Consider the following 19,773-nt stretch of genomic DNA (forward strand, 5'->3'; position numbering starts at 1 on the left):
CGCGACCAGAAGCTCGAATCAGCGCGAAGAGGAGCGCAAACAGGCAGGCGCGGCCTCGCGTGGATCGACGGGCGACACGCGAAACGCGCTGAACGACTGAGAGGCAGGGAGCCCGCGCGACGGCTCATAGAGCCGGAAGCGCGCGGATGTGGGAATTTGCGATCCGATTGGCGCGCGGGGCTTGGCGCCTGAAGATCGCCTTTGGGTCAGCGCGGCGCCAGTGACGGCGCAACCGACTCGAACTGCGCACAGACGTCGCCGGGTGAAACCAGCTGGTCGTGCAGACGACACAGCCTGCTATCGGCAACGCTCGCGCCGAACCCCGAACTGAACGCGACAAGCCCGGGAATACGCTGCTCGAGCGCATCCCGGTCGCTCACGCGATGCCGGCATCCGGCACAGCATGGCACGTCCGCCGCGCCGCGGCGCTCTACGGCGCCCGCGTATGGGTTTGCGCCGACTCCACGAGCCATTGAAATCTTCACGGGCGTTATCCGAGGCTGTTCCAGTACGACGCGAACACGTGCGCGGACAGCGCATAGCCGATCGCGATATTGACCACCACGCCCGCCGCGAACGCGAGGAACGGCTTCAGACCGGTCGCGGCAAGCGAGCGGAAGCGCGTCGTCAGACCGATGCTCAGGAAGCAGAAGGTGAACGCCCACGTGCGCAGCACCGTGATCGGCGCGACGAACTCCGGCGTGACGACCTTGCGGTAATCGGCGAGCGAATAATGGCTCGCGATCCACGTGACCAATGCCGACGCGATCACGAAACCGATCACGAACTTCGGGAAACGCGCCCAGATCTCACCGGCATTCGCGCGCGCGGTGACGCCGCTGTCCTGCGCTTCCCAACGCGTTGTCGCGACGATGGCGAGCACGAACGCCCAGATGCCGATCCAGATGTCGCGGCCGACCACCTTCATCAGCGTGAACGCCTGCAACGACGCTTCCGGCGCGCCGGCGATCGCGCTTCCCGCGTGTCGCGCGAAATCGCCATAGGCCTGGGCGGCGGCGATGCCAGCGGCGTCGGCGAATTCGGACGTGCCGATCCAGGCGCCGGCGACGGCCGTCGACAGTCCGAGCGAGCGCGACACGAACGGCAGCACGAAGATCATCACGACTGCCCACAGCACGACCAGCGTGATCGCGACCGACGCCTGCTCGCGCTTCGCCCGTACCGCGCCGGCAATCGCGATAGCTGCCGACACGCCGCACACTGCGCCGCCGACACCGAGCACGGCGGCAAAGCGCCGATCGAGCCCGAACGCCCGCGCAACGAGGAAGATCACGAAGAACGTCACCAACGACACGATGCTCGCCTGTACGACCGCAACCGGCCCGGCCCACACGAGCAGCGTGAACGGCAGCGTCGCGCCGAGCAGCACGATCCCGACCTTGATGTAAAACTCGACGCGCAACCCCGCCCCGAGCCACTGCGGCAGCGTGAAAAGGTTCGACACGAGCAGCCCCAAGGCGAGCGCAACCAGCGGCGGTTCGAGGTTGTACCTCGACGCGTCGACCCACGCGCCGAGCGTCAGGATCAGCGCGGAAGCGACGAATACGACGACGAACGCCGCGAGAAAAGCGCCGACGCGCTGCCTGAGCAGAGCGACGCTCGCGCCGAACAGCACCGCGAAGGTCGCGAACAGCGCGAGGTAGTTAGGTAAATGTTTGCCAATGTCCTGCGCAGCCTGTGAGACGCTCGACCATTTGGCCGGCGCGACGGCGAGCCACTTGATGCTGCTGCCCGACGCGAACAGCGCCCACGCAATCACGATCACGAGGAGGCCAACGCCAGCAGCGAGCCAATCTTCGGTCAGCGAAAAGCCGCTGCCTCGTGCGGTTTGCGCATCTTGTGTACCTTGCCGATGACCCGGTGCGGCGCCCGCCGGTGCGGGATGATGGGTGTCGCTCATTGCAGATGCCCCGAGAAAGTTGAGTGGTATCGGCGCGAAGTAGTTGTTGTTTAGCCGCAAAATGCGCCGATTTGGCGAATATAGGCGAGCGCTATCACAAAGCGAAACGATCATTCGCTCTATGGATATGACTCAAAGAAGTAAGGCCGGCGTAACCTGGGCCGTGGCGTCAGATGTCGAGCGGATCGACTTCGAGATTCCAGCGCAACACGCCCTTGAGTGCGCGCAACAGGGGCTGCCACGCGCGCAACGTGGCCTGCAGCGCAGCGCGCGACGCGCTTTCGATCAGCAGTTGCGCGCGATGCACATGCATCACCTTGACGATCGTGAGCGGCACAGCGTCGTAGACGGTGACGCGCTCGGCGGCAGGAATCTGCGCAAGCTCGGCGGCGGCCTGCTGCAGAAACGCGAGCGCCGCTTCGAGCGTGCGGCCTTCGGCGCGCAGCAGCGCCTGGTAGACGAACGGCGGCAGGTGCGCGTCACGTCGCTCCGCGAGCGTCGAGTTGGCGAAGCCGACGTAGTCGTGACGGCCAAGCGCGTGATACAGCGCGTGACGCGGATAGCGCGTCTGCACCAGCACTTCGCCCGGCAGGCCGGCGCGGCCCGCGCGGCCGCTCACCTGCATCAGCTGCGCGAACAGGCGTTCGCTCGCGCGGAAATCATGCGAAAACAGCGCGGTATCGGCATTCAGCACGCCTACCAGCGACACGCGCTGGAAATCGTGTCCTTTCGCGATCATCTGGGTACCGACCAGAATATCGACCTCGCCCGCGTGCACGTCCGAGAATAACGCCTGCGCGCTGCCCTTGCGGCGCGTGCTGTCGGCATCGATACGCAGCACGCGGGCGCCCGGAACCGCGCTCGCGAGCGTTTCCTCGACGCGCTGCGTGCCGCGCCCGAGCGGTGCGATATCGACGTTGCCGCACTCCGGGCACGAACGCGGGATACGAGACTCCCAGCCGCAGTGATGGCAGCGCAGCGCGCGCTCGGGCTTGTGCAGCACGACGTAGGCGCTGCAGCGCGGACAACCGGCCACCCAGCCGCACGCGTCGCAGGCGAGTTGCGGCGCGTAGCCGCGACGGTTCAGGAACACGAGGCTCTGTTCGCCGCGTTCGAGCCGCGCCTTCATCGCGGCGATCAACGGACCCGACAAGCCTTCGATCGACGCCCGCCCGCGGCGGCGCTCGTCTTCGAGATCGATCAGGCGCACGGCCGGCAGCGCGGCGTCGGCGACGGCCCGGCGCGACAGCGTGAGCCGCTTGTAGCGGCCCTGATCGGCCTGCCACCAGCTCTCGAGCGACGGCGTCGCCGAGCCGAGCACGACCGGCACGCCGAGCTGCTTCGCCCGATAGATTGCGAGATCGCGCGCCGAATAGCGCAAGCCCTCCTGCTGCTTGTAGGCGGGATCGTGCTCTTCGTCGACGACGATGATCGCCAGCCGCGGCAGCGACGCGAGCACCGCGAGCCGCGTGCCGAGCACGATGCGCGCTCGGCCGGTGTGCGCGGCAAACCAGTTGCGGGCGCGCTCGCCTTCGGCGAGGCCGCTATGCAGCGTGACGATCGCGCTGGCGTCGAGCGCGGCGAAGCGGGCGCGGAACGCCGCCTCGAACTGCGGCGTCAGGTTGATCTCCGGCACTAGCACGAGCGCTTGCGCATCAGGCTTGGCGGCCAGAATCGCGGCAAGCGCGCGCAGGTACACCTCCGTCTTGCCGCTGCCCGTCACGCCGTGCAGCAGGAACGGCGCGAAGCCGCCGGCGTCGCGGATCGCTTCGACGGCACTCGCCTGCTCGTCGGTGAGGGTCGGCAGGACCGGCGCGGGTGCGTCCGGCAGCGCCGCCGCGGCGGGCACAGCGGCGGCATCGATCACGTCGAGCGTCACCCAGCCAGCGGTCTGCCATGTGTCGAGTGTCGCCAGCGCCTTCGGATGCAGCGCGCGGGCGTCGGCGGCGAGCAGGAAGTCGGCTTGCGCGAGTGCTTGCGCAAGCGCTCGGAGCGCCGTCGCGCGGGCCGGCAACGCGTCAGGCAACGCCGTGCGGCCCTCGGCCGTCAACCGATAGCGCTCTTCCGGCGCGAACAGCCGCGACCAGCGCGACGCGTCGCGCAGCGCCTGCGGCAGCGCGGGCAACGCCACTTCGCCGAGACCGCGTTGATAGTAGTCCGCGGCGAACGCGGCGAGTGCAAGCCAATGTGCCGACACCGGCGGACACGACGAGCAGACCTTATCCACATCCCGCAGGCGTTCGGCGGGCACCTCGCTGTGGGCGGCCACTTCGCAGATCAGCCCCACCACGTGCCGTTTGCCGAACGGAACGCTGACGAGCGTGCCCACGACAGGCGCCTCGGATGTGCCGCAGCGATAGTCGAACAGGGTCGGCAGCGGATGATCGAGGGCGACGCGGACGAACACTTCGTTCACTCGGCGAGGCGCTGCGGACGAGCGGGCACGATGCCATATCGCGGCGCGGGGTGGCTCGCGCGGGACACGAACCCGTCGAAGTTAAAGTAAAACCTTAATTTCACCGCTAAGTTTTGGATTCGGCTGAACAATTGCGCTCGGCTCGTGGCCCTGTGGATAACTTTGTTGAGAACTTCGCTTCGACGGGCCGCAAACGGCGTGGCGACGGCCTTTTGTGGGATTCCGCACATTTCATCCCGCTCCCCGCAAAGCCTTGCCCGACAAGGCTCAGATCAAATGAACCGGGTATGTGCAAGGGTCGGGCCACGATTAAACCCTCTACTGCGCCGCAGCGTGCGAAGTGTGCATAAGTCAACTCTTGACTTTCGTAAGACCACCATCTGACGGCCTCTTCGCGGAACTGCGGTCCTTAGACCCAGAGCCCAATTCGCTGCAACGCAACACGAAACGGTAACGATTACAATCTCACGCGGGCGTATGTGCACCACTACGGATAGCGCGGCTGTGACGATGCACTTCGTCCACCAGCTCGGCAACATGCTCCGGTGGCGTGAACTGCGAAATGCCGTGCCCCAGATTGAAAACGTGGCCGGGATGATTGCCGAAGCTGTCGAGCACCGCGCGCGCTTCCATGCGGATCGCGGCAGGCGGTGCAAACAGCACCGACGGATCGATGTTGCCCTGAAGAGCCACCTTGCCACCAACACGCTCGCGCGCCTTGCCGAGGTTCACGGTCCAGTCGAGGCCCACCGCGTCCACACCGCTCGCGGCGATGTCGTCAAGCCACAGGCCACCGCCCTTCGTGAAGGCGATCACGGGCACTTTTTCGCCATCGTGCTCGCGCTTCAGTTGACTGACCACCTGCTCGATGTAGCGCAGCGAAAAGCGCTGATAGATGCCATCGGCGAGCGCTCCGCCCCATGTGTCGAAAATCATCACTGCCTGCGCGCCGGCTTCGATCTGCGCGTTCAGATATGCCGCGACCGAGCGCGCGTTGATGTCGAGAATCCGCTGAAGCAGATCGGGACGCGCGTACAGCATCGATTTGACCGTGCGAAAGTCCGCCGAGCCGCCGCCTTCGACCATGTAGCACGCGAGCGTCCACGGACTGCCCGAGAAGCCGATCAACGGTACGCGCTGCCGGCCTTGGGCGTCCTTCAGCGCCGTGCGGATTTCGCGCACGGCGTCGGTCACGTAGCGCAGTGTGGCGTCGATGTCGGGCACCGCGAGGCGCGCGACGTCGTCTTCGGTGCGCACCGGACGGGCAAATTTCGGCCCCTCACCGTTGACGAAATCGAGGCCGAGGCCCATCGCGTCAGGCACGGTCAGGATGTCGGAGAACAGGATCGCGGCGTCGAGCGGATACCGATCGAGCGGCTGCAGCGTGACTTCCGTCGCGAAAGCCGGATTCTTCGCAAGACCGAGGAAACTGCCCGCGCGCCCACGCGTGGCGTTGTATTCCGGCAGATAGCGGCCAGCTTGCCGCATCAGCCAGATCGGCGTGTAGTCGGTGGGCTGGCGCAGCAGCGCGCGCAGGAAAGTGTCGTTCAGGAGTTGATGGGCCACGTTGCGTGCGACTGGAGAGCTGAGGGCAAAGGAGCATTTTACCGGAGGCGGCCTCGGACATCGCGCATCGCGGGGCAATCGATGTTGCGACGGCGCGTCGTGGGAAGCGGGCGGAGTGCAGCTCCGGCGCACCTCCGCCCGCTGCCGTGCGCCACTGCGTGCACTGCTACCGGCTCGTTGTCTTCTGCTGCCCGGCTCACCCTGGCGGAACGGCCGATGTTCAAGCCCGCGCTGCCAAGCTACTATCCCACAGCTTTACCGATGAATTACACACTACACACCATAGGAGACTGGATGAAGAAGGCAGCACTCGCAATGCTCGGCGCGCTCGCCGGCGTCCTGATGCATGTCGGCATGGCCAACGCCCAAAGCGCCGCGGCCGCGCCGTCCCGGCTCGACGACATCATCAGCCGCGGCACGATACGCGCCTGCACTACCGGCGACTACAAGCCGTACTCGTTCTACAAAGGCGATGGCCAGTTCGAGGGCATCGATATCGACATGGCTGAGTCGCTTGCGAAGTCGCTCGGCGTGAAGGTCGAGTTCGTCAAGACGTCGTGGTCAAACCTGATGAACGACTTCGTCGCGAAGTGCGACATCGGCATCGGCGGCGTGTCGCCGACGCTCGAGCGCCAGAAGCATGCGTTCTTCACTCAGGCTTACATGATCGACGGCAAGACGCCGATCGTCCGTTGCGACGATGTCAACAAATATCAGACGGTCGCGCAGATCGATCAACCGTCCACGCGAGTGATCGTCAACCCGGGTGGCACCAACGAGAAGTTCGCGAAGCAATACTTCACGCACGCGAACCTGACCGTTTATCCGGACAACGTGACGATCTTCAAGCAGATTCTCGCCGGCAAAGCGGACGTGATGGTAACGGATGCGTCGGAAACGCTGCTGCAGCAGAAGCTCAATCCCGGCCTATGCTCGGTGCATCCGGACAAGCCGTTCCAGTACGGCGAGAAGGCATGGCTGGTGCCGCGCGGCGACGTCGCGTTCCAGCAATACGTCGATCAATGGCTGCACCTCGCTCGAGCGACCGGCGAGTATCAGGCCATTGCGGACAAGTGGTTGAAGTAAGCCGACCGTGTCCGTGGCAAGCCGTCAACTGCTAACTGGTTGCGGCAAGGGCGGCTTGTGCAGGGCTGAAGGTGTCGCATCGGCGAGGATGTAACGAGGGGCGACGTTGTGCGGCTGTAATAACTGCCGGATCAGCGCTATAAGGCTGACATGCGCCCCTTTTTATTAGTGGCGCAAGCGCCATCGCGTCGCTGCATTGCAGGGTTGATTTTCGCCGACTTGCGAGATATTTCGGGGCAGGGTCGTAGTACCTGTTTCACAAGAAGTCCGTCGGTCAAAAGCTGCAGATGCAACCATTTCCCGCGGATGAGTGACCGGATTTTTACTGCAATGTACGCCACGAGTGGCATCAAACCTGCGGCTTGAATTGCGTCGCAGGTATCGGTAAAAATTACCTTTCAACCGCTTTGTTTTGGCAATAAATCCCGCAACGCCTTATCCGGCGGGCGTTACAACCTGAAACACTTTGTTACCGCCTTCGTAAGTTAATTCGCCCACAATGCCCTCAACGGTTTCAACAAGGATGTGGCTGTGTGCGTGGTGTGAGCGGATACGATGCACTTGCCGGTCGGCGGTTGCCGAAGCCCTGTGAAGGGGGCATCCCTGCTGGGGCCGTAACCGACGCAGGGTCGTCGGCATGACCGTCCCATCATTGGTCTCCTCGCGCTAACCCCGTAGCGTGTGGTTTTTAGCGGGCTCCAGGCCCGCTTTTTTTTCGTCTGCTCAAACGTTTGCGCGCGACGAATCCTCGCCGCGCAACCACAGTCCTACTCCTCACCTGTTGCTGGTGTTGGCTGCGAAGAGTGCCGCGGCAGCGTCATGCCGTCTTGTCCTCCCTGAGTTTCAATTCGCTGATCATGCTTTCACGCATCACGAATTTTTGTACTTTGCCGGTCACGGTCATGGGCAGTTCGTCGACGAAGCGGATATAGCGCGGCACCTTGTAGTGCGCAATCTGTCCCTGGCAGAACTGCTGGATCTCTTCCGCCGTTGCCTGTTCGCCCGTCCGCAGCACGATCCACGCGCATACTTCTTCGCCATACCTGGTATCCGGCACGCCGAAGACCTGCACGCTCTGGATCTTCGGGTGGCGGAACAGAAACTCCTCGATCTCGCGCGGATAGATGTTTTCGCCGCCGCGAATCAGCATGTCCTTCAGCCGGCCGACGATGTTGCAATAGCCTTCCGCGTCGAGCGTCGCCAGGTCGCCCGTATGCATCCATCCGTCGACGATGCTCTCATGCGTCTTCGCTTCGTCGCCCCAGTAACCGAGCATCACCGAGTAGCCGCGCGTGCATAGCTCGCCGGTTTCGCCAACCGGGACGATATTGCCGAGCGGATCGACGATTTTCACTTCGAGGTGCGGCTGGATGCGCCCGACCGTCGTCGTGCGCTTGTCGAGCGGATCGGTCGTCGAGCTTTGGAACGAGACCGGGCTGGTTTCCGTCATGCCATAGGCGATGGTGATCTCGCTCAGGTGCATCTTCGAGACGACCTTCTTCATCGTCTCGATCGGACACGGCGAGCCCGCCATGATGCCGGTGCGGAGCCGCGAGAAGTCGTACGAGGCGAAGGTCGGATGGTCGAGTTCGGCGATGAACATCGTCGGCACGCCGTGCAGCGCGGTGCATTTTTCCTCGGCAGTCGCGGCAAGCGTCGCGGCCGGATCGAAGCCCTCGCCCGGGAACACCATGTTCGCCCCGACCGACACGCATGCGAGCACCGCCAGCACCATCCCGAAGCAGTGGTACAACGGCACTGGAATGCACAGGCCGTCCTGCTCGCTGAGCCGCATCGCCATCGCGATATAGCGCGCGTTGTTCACGACGTTGCGATGCGTCAGCGTCGCGCCTTTCGGATTGCCCGTCGTGCCGCTGGTGAATTGGATGTTGATTGGTTCACGGCACGACAGCGTCACGCCGATCGCATCGAGCCGGGCGGCGTCGAACGACGCACGGCCACGCTCGATCACGTCGGAAAAGCTCAGCATGCCTGGCGTCTCCGTGTCGCACATGCGGATCACGTAGCGCAGCTCCGGCAGCCGCGCGGCATGCAATTCGCCCGGCGGCTGCGTCGCGAGTTCGGGCGCAAGTTCCTGCAGCATCTCGAGGTACATCGACGTCTTGAAGCGCTCGGCGGTGATGATTGCCTTGCAACCGACCTTGTTCAGCGCATATTCGAGCTCCGCGAGCCGGTACGCCGGATTGATATTGACGAGGATCGCGCCGATACGCGCGGTCGCGAACTGCGTCAGCAGCCACTCGACGCGGTTCGGTGACCAGATGCCGACACGATCGCCCTTCGCGATTCCGAGCGCAAGCAGCCCGGACGCCAGCACGTCCACTTCTTGCGCGAATTCGCTCCATGTCCAGCGAATGCGCTGCTCGCGAAACACCACGGCCGGTCGATCGGGAAAGCGCGCGGCGGTGTCGCGCAGAAACTCGCCGACGGTCGCTTCGCTCAACGGATTTTCAGTCGACCCGCGCACATACGACAGTCCATCCGCGGGTTCGATGAGCGCACCTTCACCCGAGCTATGCGTTGCCATGGTGTTGTCTCCGTGAGCGCAAGCGCGCTCTATTGAAATGAATTTGAAATCGATTGTGCACCCGCGAGTACCGGGCCGGCATCAAGTCTTACCCGCACCGCAGCGCGCCGACCGGCACCTATGTCTCCAACCTCGTGGATTTTGCCGACCTTTACGTAAACGTCAACCAGATATCAAAAAAAAGCAGCCGCGCGGGCTGCTTTCTTCTTCTACGTGCTGCTTTAGTGCTGGCCGCGCAGCTTGCGCAGACGCTGGATTGCCGCGAGCTGCGCCGTCGCGTATGCGAGCTCCGCCTGTGCGGTCGCGTACTCGAGGTTGGAGCCCGTGTTCTGCAGCGCCTCTTCCGCACGCTTGCGTGCGTCTTCGGCCTTAGCTTCGTCGAGATCCTTGCCGCGGATCGCGGTGTCGGCGAGAACCGTCACTGCGCCCGGCTGAACTTCGAGGATGCCGCCGGCGACGAAGACAAACTCTTCTTCGCCATTTTCAACTTCGATGCGCACCGCACCCGGACGGATCCGCGTGATGAGCGGCGTGTGGCCCGGCAGAATGCCGAGTTCACCCGCTTCGCCTGGCAGCGCGACGAACTTCGCCTGGCCCGAGAAGATTTCCTCTTCCGCGCTGACGACGTCTACTTTAATGGTTGCCATATGTGTCGACTCCTGTCGACGAGAGTTAGCGCTTTAGTGCTGACTCCCGTCCCATGCAAGGCAGGTTGAGCGTAATCAGAGACGCCGGCTTTGCGCAACACCACCGTCTTGGTAGTTGTGATGCGCGAGGCCCGCGCCTGCTTCGTTACACCCGACCTTTACTGGATCTTCTTGGCCTTTTCGAAGGCTTCGTCGATCGTGCCGACCATGTAGAACGCTTGCTCCGGCAGGTGATCGCACTCGCCTTCAACGATCATCTTGAAGCCGCGGATCGTTTCCTTCAGCGGCACGTACTTGCCCGGCGAACCCGTGAACACCTCCGCGACGTGGAACGGCTGCGACAGGAAACGCTGGATCTTACGAGCGCGCGCCACAGCGAGCTTGTCTTCCGGCGCGAGTTCGTCCATGCCCAGAATCGCGATGATGTCGCGCAGTTCCTTGTAGCGCTGCAGCGTTTGCTGCACGCCGCGCGTGATCGAGTAGTGCTCTTCGCCGATCACGTGCGGGTCGATCTGACGCGAGGTCGAATCGAGCGGGTCCACCGCGGGGTAGATACCGAGCGAAGCGATGTCACGCGACAGCACGACGGTTGCGTCCAGGTGGCCAAAGGTCGTCGCCGGCGACGGGTCGGTCAAGTCGTCCGCAGGGACGTACACGGCCTGAACCGACGTGATCGAGCCAGTCTTGGTCGACGTAATGCGCTCTTGCAGCTTACCCATTTCTTCAGCCAGCGTCGGCTGATAGCCCACTGCCGACGGCATACGGCCGAGCAGTGCCGACACTTCGGTACCGGCCAGTGTGAAACGGTAGATGTTGTCGACGAAGAACAGCACGTCGAGGCCTTCGTCACGGAAGTGCTCGGCCATCGTCAGACCGGTCAGCGCGACGCGCAGACGGTTGCCCGGCGGCTCGTTCATCTGGCCGTACACCAGCGCGACCTTGTCGAGAACGTTCGAGTCCTTCATTTCATGATAGAAGTCGTTCCCTTCGCGGGTACGCTCGCCCACACCGGCGAACACGGAGTAACCGCCGTGTTCCTTCGCGATGTTGTTGATCAGTTCCATCATGTTCACGGTCTTGCCCACGCCGGCGCCACCGAACAGACCGACCTTACCGCCCTTCGCGAAAGGGCAGATCAGGTCGATAACCTTGATGCCGGTTTCAAGCAGCTCGGTCGACGGCGACAGTTGGTCGAACGCCGGAGCCTTCTGGTGGATCGCACGCGTGGTTTCGCTCGAGATCGGGCCGGCTTCGTCGATCGGACGGCCCAACACGTCCATGATACGGCCGAGCGTCGGCTTACCGACCGGCACGCTGATCGGATTACCCGTGTTCTTGACGATCGTGCCGCGGCGCAGACCGTCCGATGCACCCAGACAGATGGTACGGACCACGCCGTCGCCCAGCTGCTGCTGGACTTCGAGCGTCAGCTCCGAACCTTCGAGAATGAGCGCGTCGTAGATCTTCGGCATGGATTCACGCGGAAATTCCACGTCGATCACCGCGCCGATGCACTGTACGATCTTGCCTTCTACCAAAGCAGTAGTACTCATCGCTTTTCCTTTAGATACTCAATTCTTCACTCGCGCAAAGGCGCAGTTTCTCCGATGGGTGCGCCACTCGGGCGCACACGCAACGACCTGTCTGACCGAGGTCAGACGGCCGCCGCTCCACCGACGATTTCCGACAGTTCTTTCGTGATCGCGGCCTGACGGCTCTTGTTGTAGACGAGCTGCAGATCGCTGATGACCGTCTTGGCGTTGTCCGAAGCGGCTTTCATCGCGACCATGCGGGCCGACTGCTCCGATGCCATGTTTTCAGCGACGGCCTGATAGACCAGCGCTTCGACATAACGCACCAGCAGTTCGTCCACCACTGCTTGCGCATCCGGCTCGTAGATGTAGTCCCACTGCGTGCTCGGCGTCGTACCGTCTTCTTCTGTGCGCTCGAACTGGTCCGCCGACAACGGCAGCAGCTGCTCGATCACCGGCTCCTGCTTCATCGTGTTGACGAAGCGCGTGTACGCGAGGTACACCGCCGAAATCTTGCCTTCCGAGAACAGGTCGAGCTGGACCTTCACCGCGCCGATCAGCTTTTCCAGATGCGGCGTATCACCCAGTTGCACGACGTTCGACACGACCTTCGCCTGCAGACGGTTCAGGAAGCCCAGACCCTTGCTGCCAATCGCGGTTGCCTCGATCGTCTTGCCCTGGCTTTCCAGTTCCTTGAACTTCTGCAGCGACGCGCGCAGCACGTTGGTGTTCATCCCGCCGCACAGACCTTTATCGGTCGTGACGAGGATGATGCCGGCCGCCTTCGCGCCTTCGTTCGACACCATGAACGGGTGACGATACTCCGGGTTCGCACGGCTCATGTGCGCGGCGATGTCGCGGACCTTGTCGGCATACGGGCGAGCAGCGCGCATGCGCTCCTGAGCGCGGCGCATCTTCGATGCGGCCACCATCTCCATCGCTTTTGTGATCTTGCGCGTGTTTTGCACGCTCTTGATCTTGCCGCGAATTTCCTTCATTCCAGCCATTGCTTGCTCCTTGATCGAAGCAGCGCGGGAGCATTCGCATGCGGCCCGCGCCGCTTCAAGGTCCGTTTATGCCTTGCGGATCACTCGCGGATCAATAAGCGCCGGACTTCTTGAAGTCTTTGACGGCCGTGTGCAGCAGGCCTTCGTCGTCCTTCGAGAGTTCCTTGGTATCTTCGATACGCTTGACCAGGTCAGCATGGCTCGACTTCAGGTGATCGCGCAGGCCCTTCTCGAACGGCAGGACTTGAGCAACTTCGAGGTCGTCGAGATAGCCGTTGTTCGCCGCGAACAGCGATACAGCCAGTTCCCACACTTGCAGCGGCTGATACTGCGGCTGCTTCAGCAGTTCGGTCACGCGGCGGCCGCGCTCGAGCTGCTTGCGGGTCGCTTCATCGAGGTCCGATGCGAACTGCGCGAACGCTGCGAGTTCACGGTACTGCGCGAGGTCGGTACGGATACCGCCCGACAGCTTCTTCACGACCTTCGTCTGAGCCGCGCCACCCACGCGCGACACCGACACGCCAGCGTTAATTGCCGGACGGATACCTGCGTTGAAGAGGTCGGTTTCAAGGAAGATCTGGCCGTCCGTAATCGAGATCACGTTCGTCGGAACGAATGCGGTCACGTCGCCTGCCTGCGTTTCGATGACTGGCAGCGCCGTCAGCGAACCGCTCTTGCCCTTCACTTCGCCGTTGGTGAACTTCTCGACGTACTCTTCCGAGACGCGAGCAGCACGCTCGAGCAGACGCGAGTGCAGATAGAACACGTCACCCGGGTAAGCTTCACGGCCCGGCGGGCGGCGCAGCAGCAGGGAGATCTGACGGTATGCCCAAGCCTGCTTGGTCAAGTCGTCGTAAACGATCAGCGCGTCCTGGCCGCGATCGCGGAAGTACTCGCCCATCGTGCAGCCGGCGTACGGCGCGAGGTATTGCATCGCGGCCGAATCCGAAGCCGAAGCGGCGACGACGATCGTATATTCGAGCGCGCCCGATTCTTCGAGCTTGCGCACCACGTTCATGATCGACGAAGCCTTCTGGCCGATCGCGACGTAGATACAAACGAGGTTCTTGCCCTTCTGGTTGATGATCGCGTCGACGGCGACTGCGGTCTTGCCGCACTGACGGTCGCCGATGATCAGCTCACGCTGGCCACGGCCGATCGGCACCATCGAGTCGATCGACTTCAAACCGGTTTGGACCGGTTCCGAAACCGACTTACGCCAAATCACGCCCGGTGCAATCTTTTCGATTGCGTCGGTCATCTTCGCATTGAGCGGGCCCTTGCCGTCGATCGGGTTGCCGAGCGCGTCGACCACACGGCCGAGCAGTTCCGGACCAACCGGCACTTCGAGAATGCGGCCCGTCGTCTTGACGATGTCGCCTTCCGAAATGTGTTCGTATTCACCCAGAATCACGGCGCCGACCGAGTCGCGCTCGAGGTTCAGTGCCAGACCGAAGGTATTGCCCGGGAATTCGAGCATTTCGCCCTGCATCACTTCCGACAGACCGTGAATACGCACGATACCGTCGGTCACGGAGATCACGGTGCCCTGGTTGCGAACGTCTGCGCTCGCTTCAAGGCCCTGGATCCGGCTCTTGATCAGCTCGCTGATCTCAGAGGGATTGAGTTGCATTATTCGCTCCTGATAGTCAATTCTGTTGCGTGCCAGCCGCTAAAGCGCGAAGCGCTTCAGGCCGTCAGGGCCGTTTGCATCCTGGCGAGCCGCGCGCGGACCGAGGTATCGAGCACTTCGTCGCCGACCGTCACGCGTACGCCGCCGATCAGCGACTGATCGACTTCGACCGTCGGCTTCAGCTTGCGCTTGAACTTGCGTTCGAGGCTTGCGACGAGTTCGTTCAACTGCGCACCTTCGAGCGGGAATGCGCTGACGACCAGCATATCCGCCGCTCCTTCGCGGGCGTTCTTCAACTCTTCGAACTGCGAGGCGATTTCCGGCAGCAGCTGCAGGCGATGGTTGTCCACCAGCATCTGCACCAGATTCTTCGCTTGCGCGTTGTCCTTGAGCGGCGACTTGACCGCGGCCAGCAGCAGATCGCTAACCTGGGCGCGGCTCACTTTCGGGCTCGAGGCGATCGACAGCACATCGGGCAGACGCGCAACCTGTGCCAGCTCCTGCACGAGCGTGGACCAGGCGGCGATGTCACCAGCTTCGGCCACGCCAAACAGCGCTTCCGCGTACGGACGGGCGATGGTTGCAAGTTCGGCCATGATCAGAGCTCGGCTTTCAGTTGATTCAGCAGGTCAGCGTGGGCTGCCTGGTCGACTTCGCGCTTCAGGATCTGTTCAGCGCCCTTCACAGCGAGTGCAGCGACTTCGCCACGCAGCGCTTCGCGCGCCTTCACGACTTGCTGCTCCGCGTCGGCCTTCGCCTGCGCGATGATGCGGGCGGCTTCCACCTGAGCCTGAGCCTTGATTTCGTCGGCGACTGCGACAGCGCGCTTTTCAGCGTCCGCGATGCGTTGCTGGCCATCGTTGCGAGCCTGAGCCAATTCCTGGTCGACGCGCTTATGAGCGGCTTCGAGTTCCTGCTTGCCCTTTTCCGCGGCGGACAGACCGTCGGCGATCTTCTTCGCGCGCTCGTCGAGGGCGTTGATCAGCGGCGGCCACACGAATTTCATCGTGAACCACGCGAGGATCAGGAACACGACCATTTGCGCAAACAGGGTTGCGTTGAGATTCACGGTGTTTCCTTAAACGTTGCTTGTTCGGAAAGTGAAACGGCAAGGCGCTCATCGATTCTGCTCGATCAGCGCCCCAGTACCCGTTCCGCCCTGCGCCTTTACCTGTTATAGCTCAGGCGCAAACCTCCGAGGAACCTCAGCCTGCCAGCTTCGAGAGCAGCGGGTTCGCGAACGCAAACAGCATTGCCACACCAACGCCAATCAGGAACGCCGCATCGATCAGACCAGCCAGCAGGAACATCTTGGTTTGCAGCGGGTTCATCAGTTCCGGCTGACGGGCACATGCTTCGATGTACTTGCCGCCCATCAGACCGATACCGATACAGGCGCCGATAGCACCCAGGCCGATGATGATGCCGATACCGATGGCGGTCAGACCCTGGATGTTGGCGATGAAAGCTTGCATGATCACTCCTTTGTGAAAAGTCTTTTAGAACTGGTTGGAACTGGGATTTAAAAAACTACGATTCTTTGCCGACAACGCAGGTTAGTGCGCGTCGTGTGCCTGGCCGATGTACACCAGCGTCAGCATCATGAAAATGAACGCCTGCAGCAGAACGATCAGGATGTGGAAGATTGACCACACTGTGCCGGCGACCACGTGGCCGATGAAGCCAAGCACCGTCGTGTCCGCGCCGAAGCTCCAGATGCTGCCGAGCAGGGCAATCAGCAGGAACAACAGTTCGCCCGCGTACATGTTGCCGAAGAGCCGCATGCCGAGCGAGACCGTCTTCGCGACGAACTCGATGATGTTCAGTGCCAGGTTCGGGATCCACAGCAGCGGATGCGCGCCGAACGGAGCGGACAGCAGTTCATGCACGAAGCCGCCCGCGCCCTTGATCTTGAAGTTGTAGTAAATCATCAGCACGAACACGCCGAGGGCGATGCCGATCGTGCCGTTCAGGTCGGCGGTCGGTACGAGGCGGTGGTGCGGAATGACTTCGGAGAGGCCAAGCCAGCCGATCAAGCGGCCCGGCAGGTCGACGGGAATGAAGTCGAGCGAGTTCATCAGCGCGACCCAGACGAACACCGTCAGCGCAAGCGGCGCGATGAAGGTGCGTGAGCCGTGGATCATGGCCTTCGATTGATCCTCGACCATCTCGACCAGCATTTCGATCGCGCATTGGAAGCGGCCCGGCACGCCGGACGTTGCCTTGCGGGCTGCCAGATGCAGCACGAGGATCGTGACGAGACCGCACACGATCGACCAGAAAAGGGTGTCGAGATTCCACACATGGATGTCGAAAATCGACGTCTGGTGTGCGGTGGAAAAGTTCTGCAAGTGGTGCGCGATGTACTCGGACGGATCCATTGCGCGCGTGCCTTCGCTAGCTGCCATATCGTTAAAGCCACCCAAATTGTCGAAAATCGTTCGAGGCCGTTCCCGCCGTATTGCGGGAACGCGCCGGGTGCAGGCCCTGTCTCGTCCGCACACCCGTGCCAGCGCTAGGCGCCGGCCTTAAATTCTTTTTGCTGCTATTTTTTGTGCTGCTACCTTAGCGCCACGCCAAGGCGATCCAGTAAGTCTTCAACGCGATGAGGTAGGTCACCAGCAGCGGAATCCAACGTACGTCGTGATACCAGAAGGCGATTGCGACAAACATCGCAATCGTTGTCCCCATCTTTAGTGCTTCACCGATCATCCAGCTCGTCACGGTCTCGGCGCCGCCCAGCTTTTTCAATCGCGCCGCGAACAATGCACCCGGCACCCAGCAGATCGCTCCCCCCATGAACGCTGACAGCGCAGCAGCGCCCGGCGGCTTATAGAACAGCCACCACAACAGCGTTGCAACCAGGGACAAAACCATTTGCGCTGCGACGACCCTGAACGGCGTCACGCGCGATGGACGACCCACGCCGGGACCAAACAGCTTTTCCGCCTCGGCCCGCGTGAGCGGAACGATATTGTTATCTTCCTGCGCGTCATCCCACGCTTCGGCCGGATCGAACTGCCGACTGGCGGATGTCTCGGGTGCGGAGCGTTCAGCGCGGTGTCTGTCGTCACCATTTTCCGGCGACAGATTCGACGTTTTAACCGCCATCGCAATGTTCCGAAAGTCTCGTTCAGCCCGCGAGTTTACGCAGCGCTTACGGGGTTGCCGTGCAATTAAATCCGGGCGATTGTAAGCGATAGTTGCAGGCAATTCAAGACTTTAGGCCAACCTATAACTGCGTGAAACGTGCCTTCACGATGCGGTAAAACGTATGCTAACGACACGAATCACGTCAAATGTAAGGTGGACGGGGGACCGCGAAACCCGAGTGGGTAGTCGCGTGGATCGAAGCTCTTTGGCAGGACGTTTCGACGCTCTGACGGACGTCTCGAAAATGCAACAAATGCCGCTTTTTTAAGGGCTAAACGGAACGGCTCTTCAATTGAACTGAGCCATTCTCGCCGCGGCTTTCATGATGATCAGCCGCTTTGCGATAGCGGCTCGTAAGGATGATTACCGCGTCGACGTCGAAGGTTTGAAACTAGGATTACTGATTATTTTTGCATCGGTTGTTTTGGAATCCACGATAGTTGCTGGCACTGAGTAATCCAACTCGCGGCAGTGCTCATGCACAGGCCGCCAGCCGTTTCCCCCTTCGAGCGCCATTCTGCACTCAGACGTTCGCGTTCCCGCGCAAGCGGACAAGAATGCCTTCCAACGCATCGAGATCGCCAAAATCCACCAGCACCTGGCCGCGACCGCGTCGGCCGAGCTTGATTTTCACTGTCGCCGACAACAGGTCCGACAGTTCCTCTTCTAGCCGCCGAGTGTCACGGCCGCCATCCGGGTTCGCGCGCGCCTTGACCGCCGGCGTCACCTTCGTGGTCATCGCGACCAGCTTTTCGGTCTCGCGCACAGACAGGCGCTTGTTGACTACCTGATTGGCCAGCGTGATCTGCGTCGCGGCATCGACCGCGAGCAGCGCACGAGCGTGACCCATGTCCAGATCGCCGGCAAGCAACATCGTCTGTACCGGCGTCGCGAGATTCAGCAGCCGCAGCAGGTTCGACACCGCGCTGCGCGAACGACCCACCGACTCTGCCGCCTGCTCATGCGTGAAATTGAATTCGTCGAGCAGGCGCTGGATGCCCTGCGCCTCTTCGAGCGGATTCAGATCCTCGCGCTGGATGTTTTCGATCAGCGCCATCGCCGCGGCGGCCTGATCGGGCACGTCCTTCACAAGCACCGGCACCTCATCGAGGCCCGCGAGTCGCGCCGCGCGAAAACGCCGCTCGCCCGCGATGATCTCGTAGCGATCCGCCGCGATCGGACGCACGAGAATCGGTTGCATCAGCCCTTGCGCGCGGATGCTCGCCGCGAGCTCCTGCAGCGCGCCTTCGTCCATGCGCGTACGCGGCTGGTATTTGCCGGCCTGCATCTTGCCGAGCGGCAGTACATTCGGCGCGCCGTCGATCACCGCTGCTTCAGTGATATCCGCGGTGCCGCCGAGCAATGCCTCCAGACCGCGGCCAAGTCCCTTCTTTCTTGCTACTGCGTTCATCGTGCTTCCTCGATCCGCTTAGGATGCCTGGGGCGCGTCATTCAGCGCGCGCACCCGCTCAATCATTTCGACGCCGAACTGCACGTACGCCTGCGCGCCTCGCGACGCCCTGTCGAACACCACACCGGGCAGCCCGTAGCTGGGCGCCTCGGCCAATCGCACGTTGCGTGGAATCACTGCGTCGAACACCTTGTCGCCGAAGTGCTCTTTCAATTGATCCGAGACTTGCTGTTGCAACGTGATGCGCGGATCGAACATCACGCGCAGCAGACCGATCACCTTGAGGTCGCGATTCAGGTTCGCGTGCACCTGCTTGATCGTGTTGACGAGGTCGGACAGCCCTTCGAGCGCGAAGTATTCGCACTGCATCGGAATGACGACGCCGTGCGCGGCGCATAGTCCGTTGAGCGTCAGCAACGACAGAGCCGGCGGGCAATCGATCAGCACGAAATCGTACTCGCCCTCGACCACGGCGAGCGCCGTCCTAAGTTGACGCTCGCGATTCTGCATGCTGACGAGCTCGACCTCGGCGCCCGCGAGCTCACGGTTCGCGGGCAGCACGTCGTATCCGACCGCCTCGGGTCGCACGCGCGCATCGGCCACGGACACGCTGTCCACGAGGACCTCATAGACCGTGTTCGTACATTCGGCTTTGTCGATACCGCTGCCCATCGTGGCGTTGCCTTGCGGGTCCAGATCGATGAGAAGGACTCGCTGTCCCTGCGCTGCCAGGCTCGCGGCCAGATTGACTGCGGTGGTCGTCTTGCCGACACCGCCCTTCTGGTTCGCAACGCAGAAGATTTTTGCCATCGTTGGTGTGTCCCTTTTGCTGCTTGGATGAAGTGAAAATCGT

Annotated in this window: 17 protein-coding genes; 1 reads left to right on the plus strand and 16 read right to left on the minus strand. The window is 62.3% G+C overall.

The genetic code is table 11. The annotated features are described in order from the left end of the window. Positions 1-206: 206 nt before the first annotated feature. From VSR82_RS21875 to hemE, 4 genes are all read right to left on the minus strand, one after another. A complete protein-coding gene (locus VSR82_RS21875; protein ID WP_429461418.1) occupies positions 207-380 on the minus strand; it encodes a hypothetical protein in 174 nt (57 codons plus the stop codon). Positions 381-490: 110 nt separating this feature from the next. Continuing rightward, positions 491-1,921 (minus strand): YeiH family protein, encoded by a 1,431-nt coding sequence (locus tag VSR82_RS21880; protein WP_498858070.1) that lies wholly within the window; start codon positions 1,919-1,921, stop codon positions 491-493. A gap of 169 nt (positions 1,922-2,090) precedes the next feature. Continuing rightward, positions 2,091-4,337: a primosomal protein N' gene (locus VSR82_RS21885; protein ID WP_429461422.1), complete on the minus strand. Its 2,247-nt coding sequence runs from the start codon at positions 4,335-4,337 to the stop codon at positions 2,091-2,093. 465 nt (positions 4,338-4,802) lie between these two features. Further along, positions 4,803-5,903 carry a uroporphyrinogen decarboxylase gene (gene hemE / locus VSR82_RS21890; protein ID WP_429461424.1) on the minus strand — a complete coding sequence of 367 codons (1,101 nt, stop codon included), beginning with the start codon at positions 5,901-5,903 and terminating at the stop codon, positions 4,803-4,805. A 294-nt stretch (positions 5,904-6,197) separates the two neighbouring features. On the opposite strand from hemE, the gene VSR82_RS21895 reads away from it, so the two are divergent. After that, a complete protein-coding gene (locus VSR82_RS21895) occupies positions 6,198-6,989 on the plus strand; it encodes a transporter substrate-binding domain-containing protein (protein ID WP_429461426.1) in 792 nt (263 codons plus the stop codon). 817 nt (positions 6,990-7,806) lie between these two features. Here VSR82_RS21895 and VSR82_RS21900 read toward each other — a convergent pair. The 12 genes from VSR82_RS21900 to VSR82_RS21955 all read right to left on the minus strand — a co-directional run bounded on the left by VSR82_RS21900 (position 7,807) and on the right by VSR82_RS21955 (position 19,730). Continuing rightward, positions 7,807-9,537, minus strand: a complete 1,731-nt coding sequence (locus tag VSR82_RS21900) for an AMP-binding protein (RefSeq protein ID WP_429461428.1) — start codon at positions 9,535-9,537, stop codon at positions 7,807-7,809. A 221-nt stretch (positions 9,538-9,758) separates the two neighbouring features. After that, positions 9,759-10,184: a F0F1 ATP synthase subunit epsilon gene (locus VSR82_RS21905; RefSeq protein ID WP_008917918.1), complete on the minus strand. Its 426-nt coding sequence runs from the start codon at positions 10,182-10,184 to the stop codon at positions 9,759-9,761. A gap of 158 nt (positions 10,185-10,342) precedes the next feature. After that, positions 10,343-11,737, minus strand: coding sequence for a F0F1 ATP synthase subunit beta (gene atpD / locus VSR82_RS21910; RefSeq protein ID WP_176109931.1), 1,395 nt, complete (start codon positions 11,735-11,737; stop codon positions 10,343-10,345). Between the two features lie 101 nt (positions 11,738-11,838). Then, positions 11,839-12,723: a F0F1 ATP synthase subunit gamma gene (gene atpG / locus VSR82_RS21915; protein ID WP_368584877.1), complete on the minus strand. Its 885-nt coding sequence runs from the start codon at positions 12,721-12,723 to the stop codon at positions 11,839-11,841. A 91-nt stretch (positions 12,724-12,814) separates the two neighbouring features. Further along, positions 12,815-14,356, minus strand: a complete 1,542-nt coding sequence (atpA, locus tag VSR82_RS21920; RefSeq protein ID WP_018432453.1) for a F0F1 ATP synthase subunit alpha — start codon at positions 14,354-14,356, stop codon at positions 12,815-12,817. Positions 14,357-14,412: 56 nt separating this feature from the next. Then, positions 14,413-14,952 carry a F0F1 ATP synthase subunit delta gene (locus VSR82_RS21925; protein WP_429461430.1) on the minus strand — a complete coding sequence of 180 codons (540 nt, stop codon included), beginning with the start codon at positions 14,950-14,952 and terminating at the stop codon, positions 14,413-14,415. Between the two features lie 2 nt (positions 14,953-14,954). Beyond that, a complete protein-coding gene (locus tag VSR82_RS21930) occupies positions 14,955-15,425 on the minus strand; it encodes a F0F1 ATP synthase subunit B (protein WP_013090955.1) in 471 nt (156 codons plus the stop codon). Positions 15,426-15,561: 136 nt separating this feature from the next. Next, positions 15,562-15,831 (minus strand): F0F1 ATP synthase subunit C, encoded by a 270-nt coding sequence (gene atpE, locus VSR82_RS21935; RefSeq protein ID WP_007180033.1) that lies wholly within the window; start codon positions 15,829-15,831, stop codon positions 15,562-15,564. Between the two features lie 81 nt (positions 15,832-15,912). Then, positions 15,913-16,764 (minus strand): F0F1 ATP synthase subunit A, encoded by an 852-nt coding sequence (atpB, locus tag VSR82_RS21940; RefSeq protein WP_013090956.1) that lies wholly within the window; start codon positions 16,762-16,764, stop codon positions 15,913-15,915. Between the two features lie 157 nt (positions 16,765-16,921). Continuing rightward, positions 16,922-17,467 (minus strand): ATP synthase subunit I, encoded by a 546-nt coding sequence (locus tag VSR82_RS21945; RefSeq protein ID WP_429461433.1) that lies wholly within the window; start codon positions 17,465-17,467, stop codon positions 16,922-16,924. Positions 17,468-18,032: 565 nt separating this feature from the next. After that, the gene (locus VSR82_RS21950; protein ID WP_129956626.1) at positions 18,033-18,920 is read right to left on the minus strand and encodes a ParB/RepB/Spo0J family partition protein; all 888 of its coding nucleotides are present in this window, start codon (positions 18,918-18,920) and stop codon (positions 18,033-18,035) included. An 18-nt stretch (positions 18,921-18,938) separates the two neighbouring features. Then, a complete protein-coding gene (locus VSR82_RS21955) occupies positions 18,939-19,730 on the minus strand; it encodes a ParA family protein (RefSeq protein WP_410851202.1) in 792 nt (263 codons plus the stop codon). Between the last annotated feature and the right edge of the window lie 43 nt (positions 19,731-19,773).

It is taken from the genome of Burkholderia sp. JPY481, assembly GCF_038900515.1.
GTDB classification, from domain to species: Bacteria; Pseudomonadota; Gammaproteobacteria; order Burkholderiales; family Burkholderiaceae; genus Paraburkholderia; species Paraburkholderia youngii.

Coding starts and splice junctions, on each gene's coding strand:
- VSR82_RS21880 (WP_498858070.1), bottom strand. CDS start 1,921: ATGAGCGACACCCATCATCCCGCACCGGCGGGCGCCGCACCGGGTCAT.
- VSR82_RS21895 (WP_429461426.1), top strand. CDS start 6,198: ATGAAGAAGGCAGCACTCGCAATGCTCGGCGCGCTCGCCGGCGTCCTG.
- VSR82_RS21900 (WP_429461428.1), bottom strand. CDS start 9,537: ATGGCAACGCATAGCTCGGGTGAAGGTGCGCTCATCGAACCCGCGGAT.
- VSR82_RS21905 (WP_008917918.1), bottom strand. CDS start 10,184: ATGGCAACCATTAAAGTAGACGTCGTCAGCGCGGAAGAGGAAATCTTC.
- atpD (WP_176109931.1), bottom strand. CDS start 11,737: ATGAGTACTACTGCTTTGGTAGAAGGCAAGATCGTACAGTGCATCGGC.
- atpG (WP_368584877.1), bottom strand. CDS start 12,723: ATGGCTGGAATGAAGGAAATTCGCGGCAAGATCAAGAGCGTGCAAAAC.
- atpA (WP_018432453.1), bottom strand. CDS start 14,356: ATGCAACTCAATCCCTCTGAGATCAGCGAGCTGATCAAGAGCCGGATC.
- VSR82_RS21925 (WP_429461430.1), bottom strand. CDS start 14,952: ATGGCCGAACTTGCAACCATCGCCCGTCCGTACGCGGAAGCGCTGTTT.
- atpE (WP_007180033.1), bottom strand. CDS start 15,831: ATGCAAGCTTTCATCGCCAACATCCAGGGTCTGACCGCCATCGGTATC.
- atpB (WP_013090956.1), bottom strand. CDS start 16,764: ATGGCAGCTAGCGAAGGCACGCGCGCAATGGATCCGTCCGAGTACATC.
- VSR82_RS21945 (WP_429461433.1), bottom strand. CDS start 17,467: ATGGCGGTTAAAACGTCGAATCTGTCGCCGGAAAATGGTGACGACAGA.
- VSR82_RS21950 (WP_129956626.1), bottom strand. CDS start 18,920: ATGAACGCAGTAGCAAGAAAGAAGGGACTTGGCCGCGGTCTGGAGGCA.
- VSR82_RS21955 (WP_410851202.1), bottom strand. CDS start 19,730: ATGGCAAAAATCTTCTGCGTTGCGAACCAGAAGGGCGGTGTCGGCAAG.